The organism is Sphingobium sp. JS3065 (genome assembly GCF_026427355.1).
Taxonomy (GTDB): Bacteria; Pseudomonadota; Alphaproteobacteria; order Sphingomonadales; family Sphingomonadaceae; genus Sphingobium.
Genome location: NZ_CP102666.1, coordinates 234980 through 248458 on the forward strand (window position 1 = coordinate 234980; position 13479 = coordinate 248458).

The window sequence follows — 13479 nt, forward strand, 5'->3', positions numbered from 1 at the left end:
ATGGCACGCGAGCGAGCCGGGACCTCACCGCGCCCGGCGTCGTTTCACAGCCCCTTAACATTCCGGATCGACGCACTTCTCCGCCGCAAGACGCCGGACGTCATGCCCAGCTGAGGCGGGCGACGGCAGGGTCCGGTGCCGTCATCAGCAGCGTCTCCAGACGAGGGAGATAGTGATCGACGCATCGCGCTCTTGCGCGGGCGGCCGTGGCCGGATCTCGGAGCCGGTCCTGTGCCATATCAAGCGCGATGTCGCCAACGCTTTCGGCCTCGATCTCGAGGGCCTCGAGCAGGGCATAGGCGTTGCCGTAGGCGAGATCGAGTTCGAGACCCCGATCCGATGTCAGCGCGACGCGCATGCGGATTTCGGCGGTCGCACGGTCGCGGTGGACCATGACCCGACGGACACGGAACTGCGCTTCTTCCACCACCGCGATGACAGTGGGCTCGTGGTCGAACCGGGCGGTGATCGACGCCAGAGCCAGAGGACAGACGCGCGCTTCGAAACTGTCGCCGAGATATTCGTCGGGCTCGAGCAGCGCCACGCCCAGCCGGTCGCCTTCCGCGCGGAGAAACCTCCGAAAGGCGGCGAGCTGCCGCGCGGTGATGATCGCATACGGATCGGTCGTCTCGTCGGCGGGGACGGCGATGCGGAACAGGATGGACATGGCCTTTGGCTCCTTGGAAGTTGCCCGTCTCCCGCCCTCCTTTCCTCCCTTGGCCGCCAGCGGCGGGCTGTCCCGGGGCACGTCCAAGGGTGCGGCGCGCCGGGTTCGATGCCCGGCGCGCCGCAGGAACCACGCGAGAAAGAGGCACGAGAGGCCCCGGCGGATGCCGGAGCCTCTCGGCCGACGGGCGCTCAGGCCCGCCGGACGGTGCGCTCTGCGGTGCGCTGCTGGGACAGCTTCACGACATGGAGGGGAACGCCTGCCTGGCGCAGTTTCTGTGCGAGGTTCATCTGAATACCGCTGCCTTCGCACACCACGGCTTCGACCGGCTTCAGGGCGAGCAGGCGATCGTTGCGCACGAACGCGGCCTTGGCGCCCAACCTGCGGTCCAGGCGGAACATGATGACCTTCACGCCGCGCGCTGCCGCCCAGGCCTGCGCAATCGCGTCGCAGCCTTTGGCCTGTGCGGTCGTCGCGAGGACCATCTCCGGGACGCGTGTTTTGATCGAGTCCAGTCCCTTCCAGAGCAGGTCATGATCTTCCCAGACCTGACCGCCCGAGAAGGCGACGACGGGGCCTTCAGGGTTGAACTGCTCGCGGCGTTCCCGGCCCCGTGCGGCGAGAAAATCACGCGCGTCGATCATCGATGCGGTGACGCCCTTCGATACCCGGCTGCCACGCGTCGGAGCGTAGGGCCGTCCGGTCTCGACGCGATAGACTTCGGCGGCGTGGTCGCGCATGCATTCCATGGCGTCGCGGCACCCTTGCAGCGTCTGGCAGAGGAGCTGGGCGTCCTCGATCTGCGATGCGTAGATTTCGCTCGGATCGAAGCTGCGCGCGAGATCGCCGAGTTCCTTGGCGGCATCGTCCTCGCGGTCGCTGATGCGCTTCGCCACGACATGGAAGCTGTTGACGAACCCCCATGCGAGGTCACCCGCAAAGGCTTCCAGCCGGGTATCGCGGAACACATCGAACAGCGTCGCCATCACCATCTCGACCGCCGCGCGCGCCTGGTCGGGATCGGGCATGTCGAGTTGCTCGCTCTCGTGGACCGGCGACAGCTTCGCGCGTTCGTCATGCTCGAGAAACGCGCCCGAATAGAGGGTGCTGCGCTCGTCTGCTCCGGTTTCGGCGGCGATGTGGCTGGCGAGATCGGCGAAGTTTGCAAAGGACTTGGTCATGGGAGCCTCCAAAGGTTTTCAAGAAACTCATCCGTTCGATGAGGCTTGCCTCGGGGCATGCGGTGGTCAGGGAGGTCAGGCACGGCGACCGGTCTCCGGTCGCCGCCGCCCCGCGGGGAGTGGGGGAACCGATTTTCCGGACGGGTCCGCGGCACGCGGGCGCGGACTGAAAATTGGGGGGACCGCTCATGCTTGACGGACGGCCAACCCCGCATGCCACACTAGGCAGACACAAGAGAGGAACAGGGGTGTAAAACCTCACCTTGCGTCACCATCCCGCAAGGGGATCGTAACCCGGACGGGCGGAGACGCGCCCCGCGCGGCTCCGTGAGGTTAGCCGGGGTCGGCCACAGGCCGGCCGCGGCTTAGCGAATAGAGTCCGGGTTCCGCCCGGCGCGTAGCGCGGTACGGGATGCGCCGCCCCTGTGCCATCTCGTCTTGCGCTGGAACATTATTGGAACTTTCAGCATCGCGTCATAGACTGGCGCGATGCAGGGGGAATCGAAGCCCTATCCGGGCGAAGTGGCGACACCGAACAACATTAGGCAGCTCGCCGACGAATATCGCGGCGCGGCGCATGATCTGATGGGCCGCGGCAAGCGGGGCAAGCCGTCGAGCTGGGCGCCGGCGCGGATGACTGCGATCCAGGCGATCGAGCTTTACCTCAATGCGCTGCTGCTGGCGCGGGGCGTGAAGCCGGCCGAGATTCGGGGTTACCAGCACGACCTGCGCAAGCGCACCGCGAACCCCGCGGTATCTGCGCTGCGGCTGCGACAACGCACGCTCGAGCATCTCGGCAAACTCAGCGAGGGCCGGGAATATCTTTCGATCCGCTATGGCCCCGAACTGAGCGGCAATCTGTCGCAGCTCAATCGCCTGATGGCGACGCTCGACGAGGTCGCGACCAAGGTCGGTGGCGCGCTCGACAAGGCGAACCCGTCAACGCCAGATCCGGGACCGGCAAAGGGCCCGGCGCGCGCGGCGGTGCCTGCCGTCACACCGGCCTGATCCAGTCGGCGGCCTCGCACCAGCCGATGATATCGCTGCCGCTGTCGCCGACCGCGTCACCCGAGATGTCGCGCCACGGCGAGCGCGGCCGGGAGGTCGGCATATAGCGGGCCGTGAGCAGTTCGAAGGTCGAGCAGGTATAGCCGCTGAGACGAATGGCGAGCACCGGCTGGTCCTCGCGCGGCAGCGCGGCCAGCGCCGAGATGAAACCTGATGGAACCGGACGAAGCGTCGCATCGATCATCGTCCGCGCGAGCATGGTCTCGAGCTCACCCGCTTCCGACCCCCAGGGGTGGGCGTCGATATCGAACAGATCGCAGGCCGTGCCACTTGGCACGACGGAAAATTCGCCCGACCAGCACCTGCTGCCCGGATGGAGGGCTCCGACATCATCGTTGAGACGCGGATCGCCGGTCTCCTCGCGCAGCCAGGCGGCAAGGGCCGGCGTCAGCCGGCCCGAGAGCTTGCGCGCGCCTGTCGGAACGCTGTCGAGGTCAGGGAAATTCACCAGCCACCAAGCCAGGCGGTGGTGAAGAACGATGCCGTAGCCATGGGTGCGGGGACGGCGGAGACGTGCTGTTGCCGACATGGGTGATATCCTGGGGACAAAGGAATGATGGGTCAGTGGACCGACCCGTCGAAGGTGAAGAGGAGATCGGGGCTGACGAGCTGATGCTCGGCGGCCACCAGCGACCAGGCGGCGGCGAGTTCGTCATGATACTCGCAGTCGACGATCGCATCGGCGCTGGCTTCGCCGAACTGGGCTTCCTCGAACGAGCGGATATGGGCGGCGTCCGCGGCCTCGGTGATCGCGTCTGCAAGATAGGCGGCGATCTCGTGGGGGTTGAGCTGGTCGGCGGCCCGGCGGATGCGGGCGACCAGGTTGGGGTTGAGGACTTCGATCCCATGGGCGACCCCGGCGATCTCTTCGAAGCTGGAAAGCTGGAACATCTATCGTCTCCTTGAAAAGGAAAGGGGGCGGCTCAAGGGCCGCCAGTCCGGGGGTCAGAGGAATTCGATTTCCTCGGCGACGATGTCGGTGTTGTAGAAGGTGCGGCCGTCCCGCTCGTTCTTGCTGTAGCGGATCTCGCCGACCACCATGAGCTTGTCGCCCTTCTTCTTGTGGTTGGCGACCGACTTGCCGAGCCCGTTGAAGGCCTTGACGGTGTGGAACTCGTCGTAGGTTTCGGTGTAGCCGTTGCCGTCCTTCTGGACCTGGCCGTCCTTGATGACGGGCTTGGAGGTGACGAGGGAGAAGCTGACGCCGCCCTTGCTGTCGGTGCCGAAGCGGGTGATGTCCGAAGTGATCCGGCCCGAAAGAAAAACCTTGTTCATGATGCTGTGCCTTTGCGAAGCGCCAGCGGGCCGATCCCGCTGGGATGGACGATCGCGAAGGCCCGGGTCGGAGGGGCCGGCGCACCGGAGCGAAGCGCAGGGGAACCCCGTATTTTCCGGGTGGTGCGGGCAGAGGCCGTCAGGCCTCAACACGGCCGGATAATCCGGGGTTGCGGCGGCCCCGCCCGGGCGTAGCGTTCATCCCCTCAAGCGGTCGGCGTGCCTGGCGTTTGCAGGACGGCGCACGAGGCCATGGGCAATGGGGGGTCGGGCTGAGCGCTTCCGCGTTTCCCGCGGGTCCGACACGGGTGCGTTCATCGCTTGGCGCGGTTCCGTAGCGCGAGGCGGCGCCAGTGCAGCGGACGCGAGCGTCGCCGCCGCGCAGGGGCACACCGGGAAGGCTGGGGCCGTCCCGATGCGATCGGCACAGGAGAGACGACGTGCTAGGTGGCAGGCGTGATCCAACCGCGGACGCGAGGCGCGAGCCTGGCCTCTCGCGAACCGACGTCGGCGCGATGGCGATGTTCCTGGCGACCTGGTCGAGGAACGCGGGACGAATACGATATCACGGAGTCGGTACGCGCAATCCGTCGGGTAAGGCCTGGAAGGTCGGGGCCACGAAACCGAGGTTCACGCCAGTGTCGCCGTGCCACGGCTCGCCCTCGAAGTCCCAGAACCACACAACGTCGCTCACGCCGCCGAATTCGAGCAGCGCATGGCTTTGACCGGGCGTGAAGCAGATCGGCAACATATGGGCGGGAACTTGGGCAGGTCGTCATCGACGTCGAGGACGAGACCCTGATAATATTGGGCGACCTTGTCGGCGGCCATGAACATGCTGACCGATGATCGCAGGTTCGTGGCGGCGTCCTGCGCGTCATAGGCAAAGGTGAATTCGCACGGGTCGTCCAGCAGTTCGAACCGGACGTATCCCCAGGTCGTGACGAATTCGAGATAGCTTTGCGGCACGGCAACGGGCGGCAGACGACGCCGCATTTCGAGGTCGGCGTCGCTCCCCTTGGCAAAGGCTTCGCGGGCGACGATCGCCTTGATAGCAGATGGCAATATCAGCATCGATCCCCACCTAACGGCCTCAGCGTGTCTCAGGCGCTCCAGCCGAAGCGCCTGTCGAGCTTCGAAAGCTGACTCGTAAAGCCCGCCTGCTGCATTTGCGTGGTCTGCAGGTCGTGCATCTGGCTCAACGTGACGATCATACGAACCTTGCCATCGGCTGTGGGTATGAAGTCGACTTCCATGATGCTGTCATAAGGCTGCACCCCGGGAATGAAATCGATGACCTGTGTGAGAACAAGGCGCTCGAAGGGCCGGAACTCGGAGAAGCGGCCGTTGCAGGCGGTTGAGGCCGGCTGCCCCATGTCCTTCATCGCGGCCACCATCTCGGCAGAGTCCGCGACCATCTCATAGCGGAGAGCACCGCCGGACCTCGCGTCGATTTCCGAAACGTCGGCCCGAAAACCCTCGGGACCCCACCAGGACTGGAAACCGTCCTTGGTCGTCCACAGAGACCAAAGCTCCTGCGGCTGGGCCGCATAGGTGCGCTCGATGACGATGCTCGACTGGATCTGATCCGTCATTCTTTATCACTCCTTGAAACGTCTTGCTGCTGCTGTTGACGGGCTTCAAGCTCCGCGCCGAAGCGATCGAGGCGCTTCTCCCAATGCTGCCGATATTGCGCGAGCCATTGATCGATCTCACGAAACGGGTCTGGCGCGAGCGAGTAGAGACGCCGCTGCCCGTCCGGGCGCATCGTCACGAAACCCGCTTCACTCAGGATACGCAAATGCCGGGAGACGCCGGATTGGTGGATTCCCACCACATCGGCCAGATCGTTGACCTGTCGCTCGCCGGACCGCAGGGCGTCGACGACGCGGCGGCGGGTCGGGTCGGCCAGGGCTTCGAAGACGTCCATATGCATGTTCGTATATATGCACGATAACGCATATATAGTCAACGTCCCGGAGCAGCGTCGATCCCCCGCGTTGTGTCGCGGGTCTTGGACGCGGCATTGAATAGCAGCGCGGACGATGCGTCGCCTTTGGTCGTGCTGGCCACCGTGAAGACGCGGCTGTCCTTGACGGCCGCAACCATCAAAGGCTGCGTCTTTATGCCGTCGTCGCGGTGAGCGGCGTTGTCAGGGCGAAAGAGAGACGTGGTGGAGGATGTCGCCGACGTTAGGGGGGCGGCGTCATCGTTCCAGCGATCCGAAGCGCGTTCCTGCACGGTCGGGCGGGTGGCCTGGAAGAGTGCGGCATGCTCCGCCGTCATGTCGGCGGCGAGGACGGTCTGCAGGTCGAGAATAGCCAGGATCTGTCGCGTTCGATCCGCTCGAAATAGGCGGCGTCGTCAATCGTGAGATCCGGGTGGCCATGCTTGGTGATGGTTACTGGCGCGCGGCGGCCACGATCGAGATATGGTCCGGGGTCGTTTTGGAAGTCCGTGAGCGCGATCTTTTCTGTCCGCGTGAGAGCGGGTGTGCGATCGGCGGGCATGGCGGAGCTCCTCAATCGATGTTCCCAATATAGGGAAAATGGGGAGATTATGAATATTGCCTCCGATCGAGCGGTGACGTCGGTAAAGGCAGCAAACGAAGACAGGGCCCGCTTCGCCAGGGGGTGCGAAGCGAGCCCTGTCACCCCGCGCCGGGGGCTCGTGACGCGGGGTTGGCTGGTGCGGTCGGCGTTATTCGACCGGTTCGGGGGTGCGCTGACGGCGACCGCGACGCGCGGGCTCCTGCACTTCGCCGCCGAAGTCATGCTCGCTGGACGACTGGCCGAGACCGGCCTCGGCGCCTTCGCCGCCCGCGCCCATGCCGGCACCGGCAGTCTCGTCGGCACCCGGCAGCGGCGGGAGACCGTCATCGGCCTTGGACGCCATTTCGGAGGCGAGATCGCGGCGGCGCGTCGGGCGCGACCAGACGACGTTGTAGCTGCCGTCGTCCTGACGGAAGGCCGAGATGTAGAGCGGCGCGGCGAAGCTGGGGTCCTCGATCTTGCCGTTGAGGAAGGCTTCGCCGGTGCCGTTCGAGAAGAGCTCGAAGAGCGCGCCGACCTGCACCCAGGCCCGCGCGGTGGACAGCGCCAGCACTTCGAACTTGGGCGCCTTGGGATTGGCCGAGTGGACCTCGCGCAGCGCGAGGGTCATGGCGATCGTCAGCGTCGCAATCTTGCCGACATAGATGCCACCGTCATTCTGCTTGATCGTACCGATGTTCATGGGACTTCTCCTGGATGATCGCTCGAACACCCTTGTCCGAGACATCGTCCTCCCTCCCCCTCCTCTCCTCGGCCGTTCGGCCGAGCAGGCGCTTAAGCGCCCCCTTCCTTAAGACTATCCGAGGTCCGCTCTTCGCGGTCTCGGGGAGTTGGTCGGCTTGCGAGGAAAGCGATGCCGGTTGGGAGCGCCTTCCTTGCACGTTGCCCGCACGCTACATTGTGCAGGGCTGTACAACGGCAATCGCAGTCCGATTAGGAAGATGCAGCCGGTGTTTACCGAGAAACGAGATTGGGATGGCGTGGCAAGTGCACGTCCTGCGCGACTGCGACAGGCGTTTGCGCTGATGCTGGACCGTGTGCTTGGAGAGCGGATCCTAGCTGATGGCGGAGTAGCCGTGGAGCTGTGGTCCGCTCTTGCCACTGTCGAATGGCAACATGCTGATGGCGGCACGGTGAGTTATTCGTTTCGGTCGGCAGGTGACCTGATTGCATGGCTTCGGAAAGAAGGCAGCTATCTGGACTGGTATTGCTGCGCGGAGCCAGGCGTCGTGTCGATGGATATTCAACGCGCTCTCGCTGCGCATGGCTGGACGCCGAAGGTCCAATAGCAGTAGGCGTGCCTCAAATCGCATTGAGGCCAAGATGTTCGGTGAACGGATCGAAGTCCCGATCGTCGTGGAGGAGGTTGATGCCCGCTTCGATGCATCGGGTCGCTATCAACGTGTCGATCGTCTTTCGAACGGTAATCCCGCGTGCTCGTAACGATCGGAAGTTCCGCGCCGCCTGAAGAGCGATCTCGCGACCGCCGATCTCGATCAATTCGAGTGAACCCAGCAAACGGTAGGCGTGTTTGAAATCTCGATCGGCCGAAAATCCCTGGAGCACTTCCGCAAGGACGAGATCGCCAATGAGAAGCGGTTCCTGGCCGAGCAACTCGTCAAGGATGTCGGTCTCGCGCGATGGCCTGCCGCGAAAGAAATCGATCCAGACGCTGGAATCGACAAGGATCATTTGTCGCGTCGCATCGCGTCAAGGTCGCCTTCCCAATGGAGTGTTCCCCGGGCGGCACGGATTGCTGCTTGCGACTGGATTTTCACAAGGGTTCGAAGGCCGGCTTCGACGGCCTCACGCTTGGTTTTGAAACCGGTCGCGCGCATGGCATCGGCCATGAGTTTGTCGTCTATGACGATATTCGTTCTCATGATGTGTATCCTTTTCGGTTTTTATACACATAGCGTTGCCGAGCATTGGTTCAACCGTGAAGCGCCGAAACCGCGGGGAATTCAGACCTGGAGATAGCAGTCGTGCACGAGCACGATGGCGTCGGCGATCGAATCACCTTCACGCATCCTCCTTCCCTTTCACTGGATAGGAGCGTCCCGGCGTCGTGTACGCCGATCACCAGCAGATTGTTAGGGTCGTCCTCTCAGGCTTTCCGGCGGCGGCGCTTCGGCCCGACATGGTCGGCCGAGACCTCGAGATCGATGGCGAGCTGGGCGAGCGTTCGGTGCGCGCCGAGTCGTTGCAGCCCGTCCATCCGTGGGTCGAGCTTGATCGTTGCGAGGCGGCCCCGAACCAGCGAGGCGGCGACGCGCAAGGTATGCGGGTCGAGTTCCGTCATGGGACCGATCATAGCGCAAACGGGACCGCAGAGCGAGCCGCCCACCGCCGCGCGGGCTCAGTCGTTGTTGAAGTCGCGCCGGCGGTGAACATGCTCGATCATCTCGGCCTTGCGGGCGAAGGCGTCTCCTCATGCTGACCGAGAAAGCCGATGATCGTGGTCATGTGCGTCGCGATCGTCACATCGACGCCAACAGGTCTGCGATCGGAAAATGGCCGCAGTCGGCCCCGTTCCACCAGGCGAGCAGGAAATTGGCGACGCGGCGCGCCTGGCCATTGTCGGAGCGCGCGACATCAATCAGGTAGCGGAGGGCATTTTGGACCGCTCGTTTCCCAAATGATCCGTCCGTCACCGCTTCCTGCGCGCTCATGCAGCCACCGCTGTTCCTCGGGGGTCATGGCGACGTGGTCGAGGCGAGCGAGGCGTGCAAACTCCGTTGCCGGAACCATCACGACGTGGGCAACGCCATTTCGTTGAACGGCAATGGGAGTGCTCATCGCTTTGTCATAGGTGACGTCGAAGCGTCTCGTCGTTATGTCACACGATGTGTCCAACGGCCTTAGCATTTTCGGATTGGCCCCGGATAACGGGCGACCGTCTCATCGGCCGTCAGGAGAGTGATGCCCTCGATCATCGATTGGGCAATTAATAGGCGAGCGAAGGGATCCTTGTGAATGGGCGGCAGAGCGTCGATCGCAACGGCGTGCTCGCTGATGACGGGCAGTTCGCTGTAGCCGTTGTCGAGCAGCCCGCGCCGAAGTAACCTGGCATCAACGACAAAGTCGTCGCGGCCCAATGAACTCTTGATGGCGATCTCCCAAAGGCTCGCGGCGCTGAAGAAGAGCTCGTTGTCGACGTCGTCGAGAAGATCGCGCGCTTTCTGTGGCATTCGGTCCGGGAATCCGGCAGCCCAGATCAACAGATGGGTGTCAAGGAGGAGCTTCATAACTGGCCACTGAAGAGGGTGTCGATCTCGGCCTCTCCCATGCTATCGAAGTCGTCTGGCACGACCATCTGACCCGCCATGAATCCCAGGCGCTTCGTCTGACCGGCATCCGGCGCGTTCAAAGGAACGACCTTGGCCACCGGCTTGCCCGCCTTGGCAATGATGAAGCCGCCGCTGTTTGCGACCTGGTCGATGAGTCGAGACAGATGCGTCTTCGCTTCGTGGATGTTGACGGTTTGCATCACTGGCTCCTGACTTAGTTCAATCAACTCAGTCTATTTTTGACTGATAGCAAAACCGGGCTCGCCCAGCGAACTTTGGGCATGTCTCTAGGCGCTGCGGCGAAGTATCGGATCCAGTCCCGGCGACCCGGTCGGGTTGCCGCGCAGGATCCACGGCATGGGTTGGATGAGCCGTGCCCAGTCGGCGAAGGACGGGATTCGCCCCAGATCCTCCGTTACATGCATCTCGCCAATCAGCCGCACCGGCACGTCGCGGTGGTCGCTGTTGGTGATGGTGACCCCGAATACCCTCTCGAGCATGAAGATGCCCTCGGCATGATGGCGCAGCGCACGGTGACGCGGATCGGCAAGGATCTTCTTGGACTCGTCAAACCACTGATGAAGCGCGATATAGTCGCCGGGCACCCCGCCCCATCGACGCACCGAGCTGAGCGCATGATAATGGCAGTGCGACATGGCTAGAGCTCCGTCTCGGTCGTTTCATAGTCGACGAAGCGGCTGTTGTGGGTGAGCGATACCGCGCCGCTCGCGACGTCGATCTCGATTGTGCCCCAGGCGCCCTCGCCATTCTCCCAGCCGATGTGATGGTCGCTTGCGGCATTTTCAGCGAAGGCGCTGAGCGCATCCTCGAGCTGGATTGCGCGGCTCGCCATGTCGCCGCCCCATTCGACCGAGAAATGGTCGCAAAGCACGGAGGGCAGGTCACAGGTGTCTTCGCCGGCAAAGGCGGTGACGTCGCCGACCGCGCCTTCATCGCCCCCGCCATCATATCCGATCTCGACGCGGGTGATCCCATGTTCGGCGAGCAGCGGGAGGAAGGCGGCCTTGCAGCGGCGCTCGGCCTCGCGGACGCGGTCGATCTGTTCGTCGATCTCCGCGACGATGCGGGCCGCGGCGGCGGCATGTTCGGGATCGAGCTGGATGTCGGTCATGCGGAGATCTCCTGAAGAAGCGTGTTCGCGGCCTTGGCGCTCGCAGGGTAGGCGGCGGCGAGGTTGCGGTGCAGGGTTTCGAAATCGGGCACGGCAAAGCGGCCGTCAGGGCCGGGCCGCGTCGCAATGAGCGCGCCTGTGACGATGGCATCGATCCGGTCACGCTCGACGATCGGCCGTTCGCCGTCGGCGTAGCGCACGGGCGCCGCGAAACAGGCTTCGGTCCAGGTCGCAAGGCCGTCCTGGACGGCCTCGGCATAGGCGGCGACGCGCGCGTCCCGCCGGGCGGCGCCGGCATCGACCGAGAGGCCGAGCGTGTAATAGACCCCGAAGTCGTGGCGGTTGGTGAGCGTCTTGAGGACGCAGCCATCCGGCGGCACACCGAAGCGCGCGATCAGCGCCGCGCGATAGGCTGCGACCTCAAGGCGGTTTAGCCTTTCGAAATCCGGGGTGTGCCCGAGCTGCGCGCAATCCTCGTTCGCGGGCGCGCCGCCCAGATCGATGATATCGGACATCGCTTCCTCCATGGTTCGGACAGCAGGCCCAGATCCCCCTCCCCCTTGCTGCGTCCAGGCCGGCCGCACGGCCAAGAGAAAGCGAAAGGCCCCCGCGCCGGTTGGCGCGAGAGCCTTCGTGGAGTTGGACCGGCGGCGTCAGCCGGCGAAAGCGTGTTCCGCCGAGGATTGGCCGAGGCCGGCCTCGGCGCCTTCGCCGCCCGTGCCCGTGCCAGCACCGGCAGTCTCGTCGGCACCCGGCAGCGGCGGGAGACCGTCATCGGCCTTGGGCGCCATTTCGGAGGCGAGATCGCGGCGGCGCGTCGGGCGCGACCAGACGACGTTGTAGCTGTCGTCGTCCTGACGGAAGGCCGAGATGTAGAGCGGCGCGGCGAAGCTGGGATCCTCGATCTTGCCGTTGAGAAAGGCTTCACCAGTGCCGTTCGAGAAGAGTTCAAAGAGCGCGCCCACCTGAACCCACGCCCGCGAGGCCGAGAGAGCGAGCACTTCATACTTCGGCGCCTTGGGATTGGCCGAGTGGACCTCGCGCAGCGCGATTGTCATCGCGATCGTCAGCGTCGCGATCTTGCCGACAAAAATGCCGCCGTCATTCTGTTTGATCGTACCGATGTTCATGGAAGGTCTCCGTCAGAAGCTGCTCTCGAGCACCGTGTCCGAGGCACCTTCCTCCCTCCCCCCTCCTCTCCTCGGCCGTTCGGCCGAGCAGGCGCTTAAGCGCCAAATCCGAGGTCCGCCATTCGCGGCCTCTGGACGGATTAGTCGCGTTTGGTAAATTGGGAGGATCGGTGTTGGGATCAGACTTCGGATCTCGTTGGGCCAAATTGGGAAGGATCGATCTCACATGCCTGGCATTGCGGGGAACCGCAGATGGTGTCTCAAGACACCGAGCTTTCATTCCCAAGCCGCGATTGCAGCTCGAAACTTCGCCGACAGCCGGTCGCACGTTCAAAGCGAATGAAGGCCAAGATGCTCTGAGATCAGCCGTATCCATCGTCATCGATGAAACCTGCCAGTCAATGCGCCGGCGCATGCTAGCTGTGCAAGAGGATGCGGCCCCGCTTGTGGAATGGGCTTCGGGCTTTGTTTCGGGGTCGAAAATAGATGGTTGTGATGACCAAAACAGCACGCCATGCTGCCATTATCCGCAATGACAAAAAGGATCCGGCATGGGACTGATTTCTGAATTCAAGGCGTTCATCAGTCGCGGCAACGTCATCGACCTCGCCGTTGGCGTGATCATCGGTGGCGCGTTTGCCACCATCACCAAGTCGCTGACCGATGACCTCATCATGCCGGTGGTTGGCTTCCTCTTCGGCGGCGCGGACTTTTCGCGATATTTTCTCAGGCTTGGAGAGATACCGGCTGGGTTCAAGGGCAATCCCGAAAGCTATGCCGACCTGAAGGAAGCAGGGGTCGCGATGCTGGGCTGGGGCGAATTCCTGACCGTATTTGTAAACTTCCTGATCTTGGCCTTCATCATCTTCCTGCTCGTTAAGGCCGTCAACCGCTTGATGCCCAAGCCCCAAGACATGGCCGCAACGACACCTGAGGAGATCCTGCTCCTTCGCGAAATTCGCGACGCGATCAGAAAATAACGAGCGCTCATTCTACAAGCATCGCAGAGGGATTCAGCAGAGGCACGCGCGCGACAGACGGGGTCACGCAAAATGATGCCTGCCTGTCGCCCGCGAGGGCTTCCGTACTCGAGGCTGCGCTCAGAACAGCGCAATTTTGGCGATCGACACCCCAAAGCCGACTGCAGCGACCTCGGCGAGATCAGACGCTTCGCTTGGGCGGCC

Annotated in this window: 24 protein-coding genes; 3 read left to right on the forward strand and 21 right to left on the reverse strand. The window is 63.7% G+C overall.

Annotation, left to right across the window (positions count from 1 at the left end):
* Nucleotides 1–100: 100 nt before the first annotated feature.
* Nucleotides 101–667, reverse strand: a complete 567-nt coding sequence (locus tag NUH86_RS23130; RefSeq protein ID WP_048574919.1) for a hypothetical protein — start codon at nucleotides 665–667, stop codon at nucleotides 101–103.
* A gap of 191 nt (nucleotides 668–858) precedes the next feature.
* Nucleotides 859–1848 (reverse strand): DUF2493 domain-containing protein, encoded by a 990-nt coding sequence (locus tag NUH86_RS23135; RefSeq protein ID WP_048574920.1) that lies wholly within the window; start codon nucleotides 1846–1848, stop codon nucleotides 859–861.
* Nucleotides 1849–2337: 489 nt separating this feature from the next.
* Between NUH86_RS23135 and NUH86_RS23140 the strand changes: the two genes are divergently transcribed.
* Nucleotides 2338–2856, forward strand: coding sequence for a hypothetical protein (locus NUH86_RS23140; RefSeq protein ID WP_044663367.1), 519 nt, complete (start codon nucleotides 2338–2340; stop codon nucleotides 2854–2856).
* Here the strand turns inward: NUH86_RS23140 and NUH86_RS23145 are convergent.
* From NUH86_RS23145 to NUH86_RS23185, 9 genes are all read right to left on the reverse strand, one after another.
* Nucleotides 2843–3445, reverse strand: coding sequence for a hypothetical protein (locus NUH86_RS23145; protein ID WP_267253056.1), 603 nt, complete (start codon nucleotides 3443–3445; stop codon nucleotides 2843–2845). The genes NUH86_RS23140 and NUH86_RS23145 overlap by 14 nt on opposite strands.
* A 32-nt stretch (nucleotides 3446–3477) precedes the next feature.
* Nucleotides 3478–3807, reverse strand: coding sequence for a hypothetical protein (locus NUH86_RS23150; RefSeq protein WP_267253057.1), 330 nt, complete (start codon nucleotides 3805–3807; stop codon nucleotides 3478–3480).
* A gap of 54 nt (nucleotides 3808–3861) precedes the next feature.
* Entirely contained in the window at nucleotides 3862–4191 is a 330-nt protein-coding gene (locus NUH86_RS23155; RefSeq protein ID WP_048574922.1) for a single-stranded DNA-binding protein, read from the reverse strand.
* 690 nt (nucleotides 4192–4881) lie between these two features.
* Nucleotides 4882–5265, reverse strand: coding sequence for a hypothetical protein (locus NUH86_RS23160; protein ID WP_267253058.1), 384 nt, complete (start codon nucleotides 5263–5265; stop codon nucleotides 4882–4884).
* 29 nt (nucleotides 5266–5294) lie between these two features.
* Nucleotides 5295–5786 (reverse strand): SRPBCC family protein, encoded by a 492-nt coding sequence (locus NUH86_RS23165; protein WP_267253059.1) that lies wholly within the window; start codon nucleotides 5784–5786, stop codon nucleotides 5295–5297.
* Entirely contained in the window at nucleotides 5783–6127 is a 345-nt protein-coding gene (locus NUH86_RS23170; protein WP_267253060.1) for an ArsR/SmtB family transcription factor, read from the reverse strand. The genes NUH86_RS23165 and NUH86_RS23170 overlap by 4 nt, the downstream gene beginning before the upstream one ends.
* A gap of 32 nt (nucleotides 6128–6159) precedes the next feature.
* Nucleotides 6160–6477, reverse strand: a complete 318-nt coding sequence (locus tag NUH86_RS23175; RefSeq protein ID WP_267253061.1) for a hypothetical protein — start codon at nucleotides 6475–6477, stop codon at nucleotides 6160–6162.
* Nucleotides 6474–6701 (reverse strand): type II toxin-antitoxin system prevent-host-death family antitoxin, encoded by a 228-nt coding sequence (locus NUH86_RS23180; RefSeq protein WP_267253062.1) that lies wholly within the window; start codon nucleotides 6699–6701, stop codon nucleotides 6474–6476. The genes NUH86_RS23175 and NUH86_RS23180 overlap by 4 nt, the downstream gene beginning before the upstream one ends.
* 190 nt (nucleotides 6702–6891) lie before the next feature.
* Nucleotides 6892–7425 carry a DUF736 domain-containing protein gene (locus NUH86_RS23185; RefSeq protein ID WP_267253063.1) on the reverse strand — a complete coding sequence of 178 codons (534 nt, stop codon included), beginning with the start codon at nucleotides 7423–7425 and terminating at the stop codon, nucleotides 6892–6894.
* A gap of 259 nt (nucleotides 7426–7684) precedes the next feature.
* Here NUH86_RS23185 and NUH86_RS23190 point away from each other — a divergent pair, with 259 nt between their 5' ends.
* Nucleotides 7685–8032, forward strand: a complete 348-nt coding sequence (locus tag NUH86_RS23190) for a hypothetical protein (protein WP_267253064.1) — start codon at nucleotides 7685–7687, stop codon at nucleotides 8030–8032.
* Nucleotides 8033–8045: 13 nt separating this feature from the next.
* Here the strand turns inward: NUH86_RS23190 and NUH86_RS23195 are convergent, their stop codons facing one another.
* The 10 genes from NUH86_RS23195 to NUH86_RS23240 all read right to left on the reverse strand — a co-directional run bounded on the left by NUH86_RS23195 (nucleotide 8046) and on the right by NUH86_RS23240 (nucleotide 12295).
* The gene (locus NUH86_RS23195) at nucleotides 8046–8435 is read right to left on the reverse strand and encodes a PIN domain nuclease (protein ID WP_267253065.1); all 390 of its coding nucleotides are present in this window, start codon (nucleotides 8433–8435) and stop codon (nucleotides 8046–8048) included.
* Nucleotides 8432–8626 carry a type II toxin-antitoxin system VapB family antitoxin gene (locus tag NUH86_RS23200; RefSeq protein ID WP_044663359.1) on the reverse strand — a complete coding sequence of 65 codons (195 nt, stop codon included), beginning with the start codon at nucleotides 8624–8626 and terminating at the stop codon, nucleotides 8432–8434. The genes NUH86_RS23195 and NUH86_RS23200 overlap by 4 nt, the downstream gene beginning before the upstream one ends.
* A 224-nt stretch (nucleotides 8627–8850) precedes the next feature.
* Nucleotides 8851–9045 carry a hypothetical protein gene (locus NUH86_RS23205; protein ID WP_267253066.1) on the reverse strand — a complete coding sequence of 65 codons (195 nt, stop codon included), beginning with the start codon at nucleotides 9043–9045 and terminating at the stop codon, nucleotides 8851–8853.
* A gap of 178 nt (nucleotides 9046–9223) precedes the next feature.
* Nucleotides 9224–9415 carry a hypothetical protein gene (locus tag NUH86_RS24945; protein ID WP_416365396.1) on the reverse strand — a complete coding sequence of 64 codons (192 nt, stop codon included), beginning with the start codon at nucleotides 9413–9415 and terminating at the stop codon, nucleotides 9224–9226.
* Between the two features lie 189 nt (nucleotides 9416–9604).
* The gene (locus NUH86_RS23215; RefSeq protein WP_267253067.1) at nucleotides 9605–9991 is read right to left on the reverse strand and encodes a type II toxin-antitoxin system VapC family toxin; all 387 of its coding nucleotides are present in this window, start codon (nucleotides 9989–9991) and stop codon (nucleotides 9605–9607) included.
* On the reverse strand, nucleotides 9988–10233 hold the full coding sequence (locus NUH86_RS23220) for a type II toxin-antitoxin system Phd/YefM family antitoxin (RefSeq protein ID WP_267253068.1): 246 nt from the start codon (nucleotides 10231–10233) through the stop codon (nucleotides 9988–9990). Before NUH86_RS23220 ends, NUH86_RS23215 begins: the two co-directional genes overlap by 4 nt.
* Before the next feature lie 87 nt (nucleotides 10234–10320).
* Nucleotides 10321–10689, reverse strand: coding sequence for a DUF6915 family protein (locus NUH86_RS23225; RefSeq protein ID WP_267253069.1), 369 nt, complete (start codon nucleotides 10687–10689; stop codon nucleotides 10321–10323).
* A gap of 2 nt (nucleotides 10690–10691) precedes the next feature.
* Nucleotides 10692–11165, reverse strand: a complete 474-nt coding sequence (locus tag NUH86_RS23230; RefSeq protein ID WP_267253070.1) for a DUF6878 family protein — start codon at nucleotides 11163–11165, stop codon at nucleotides 10692–10694.
* Nucleotides 11162–11680 carry a hypothetical protein gene (locus tag NUH86_RS23235; RefSeq protein WP_267253071.1) on the reverse strand — a complete coding sequence of 173 codons (519 nt, stop codon included), beginning with the start codon at nucleotides 11678–11680 and terminating at the stop codon, nucleotides 11162–11164. Before NUH86_RS23235 ends, NUH86_RS23230 begins: the two co-directional genes overlap by 4 nt.
* 138 nt (nucleotides 11681–11818) lie before the next feature.
* Nucleotides 11819–12295: a DUF736 domain-containing protein gene (locus NUH86_RS23240; RefSeq protein WP_267253072.1), complete on the reverse strand. Its 477-nt coding sequence runs from the start codon at nucleotides 12293–12295 to the stop codon at nucleotides 11819–11821.
* Nucleotides 12296–12846: 551 nt separating this feature from the next.
* On the opposite strand from NUH86_RS23240, the gene mscL reads away from it, so the two are divergent.
* Nucleotides 12847–13275, forward strand: coding sequence for a large conductance mechanosensitive channel protein MscL (gene mscL, locus NUH86_RS23245; protein WP_267253073.1), 429 nt, complete (start codon nucleotides 12847–12849; stop codon nucleotides 13273–13275).
* Nucleotides 13276–13479 lie beyond the last annotated feature (204 nt).